This window comes from Oleiphilus sp. HI0123, from assembly GCF_001635315.1.
Map to the genome: position 1 here is coordinate 1 of NZ_LWGE01001342.1, position 1497 is coordinate 1497.

The 1497-nt window shown below is 48.6% G+C and carries 1 protein-coding gene and 1 pseudogene; both read right to left on the bottom strand.

Annotation, left to right across the window (positions count from 1 at the left end; translation table 11 throughout):
* Positions 1 to 1124: pseudogene (locus A3761_RS16725) on the bottom strand (DUF802 domain-containing protein); the annotation flags it as partial.
* A 48-nt stretch (positions 1125 to 1172) separates the two neighbouring features.
* The coding region (locus tag A3761_RS16730) for a DUF3348 family protein (RefSeq protein ID WP_156491904.1) at positions 1173 to 1497 on the bottom strand (325 nt) is incomplete at its 5' end.

A 1497-nucleotide genomic window follows, 5' to 3' on the forward strand; every position in this document is an offset into this window, starting at 1 on the left:
GTTTGCTTAATCTGCTCGGCACTTTGTTGGTTTCTCAGCGCTTGCTCTTCTAGCGCTTTACGCCAGACACTTCCCACCTCGTCTGCCGTTTTCGAGAAGCGGCCATTCAGAAAATCCAAGTGTTCAGTAGCTTTCGTAGAAAACTGCTGATGACTTTTCGAAGTCTGATCACTGACCTTCTCCACCAACCGACTCATACTTTCTTCAAACACCGGGCGCATACTTTCACCTGCCAAACGACCGCTATCGGCAAGCCCTGCCTGAACGGTACTGACACTGCTGGAAATGGCTTCTGATACCGTCTCGGCCAAGTGTTGGTAACTCTGTTTCACCTCAGTATGAAAGCTATCTTGCTTCTGGTTTAGCTGCTCACCCAGGTTTGAGCCCATTTTCTCCAAATTCAACGCCATGGTTTGAAGCTGATCTGCCACTTGAGGTAAGGCAAGCGCTTGTGCTTGTAGGGCTTTATAAGTTTCTTGGCGGTTATGAACCAGAGAGAAGCCTTTAAACTCATGCGCGATACAGGCATCGAGCTCACGTGTCGCAATCACTCGTTCACGACGACTCAATGTCGACATCAAGCCCAACATAGCTGAAGCTGCCACACCGGCAACGGACGTACCGAAAGCCAAGCCCAAACCATTGATCGGCGCGGCCAAACCTGTGCGAATTGCCTCTAATTCTGTGGTTCCTTGTAGTGCCGTGACAGCACCCTGCAAGGTATCAACCATTCCGACAAAAGTACCTAACAAGCCGAGCATTACCAGTAAGCCGACTAAGTAGGGCGTCACGACAGGCGCAGGTAGACCAATGCGCTCACCTTCTATTCTAAGCTGAACAGCATTACGCAGCGAGGCGTGAAGCGACAGTAGCCATTTGTCAAACTGGTTTTCGTTATCCGACTCGGCTTGTACGGCAAATTTTGGAATATCTTTTAGCGCGACTGACAGTGTTTGTGTCGCCTTCTGAAATCGTAAGAGCTCAAGGGTGCCAATACTAAACACCACACCAATAACGACAGTAATCAGCAAGGCCAAGGTATCACTACCCAAGAATACCCAGCTCATACCGATGATAGCCAATGCGCCTAATAAAAATGCCAGCCCAAAAAGAAGCTTATTCATAAGCAACTAGTAACCTCTAATTTCATAATTGTGTCCATAGCGATGCACTCAGTTTGCCGATTGCACCGTTTCATTTAATGCTTCTATCAAGCCCAGCACGAGCTGCAAGCGCGCTTCCAGCTCTGCCATCAGCAAGCGCTTTAAAGCTGCTAGAAAGGCCTTAATATTCTCATCCAAGGCACACGTTTCAAACAGGTCGGCATTTTTACCGGCAGGCCTTTCAAAGCTCTCGCGAAAGTAAGTGGCGAGTAGCGTCGGTACGCATAAAAACTGTTTACGAGCAGCGACGCTTAACGCTTCGTCGAGAGCTTTATCGAGCACCACTAACTTCGCAAGCTCTGGTGAGTGCTTCTCTAACACCTCACTAATATAA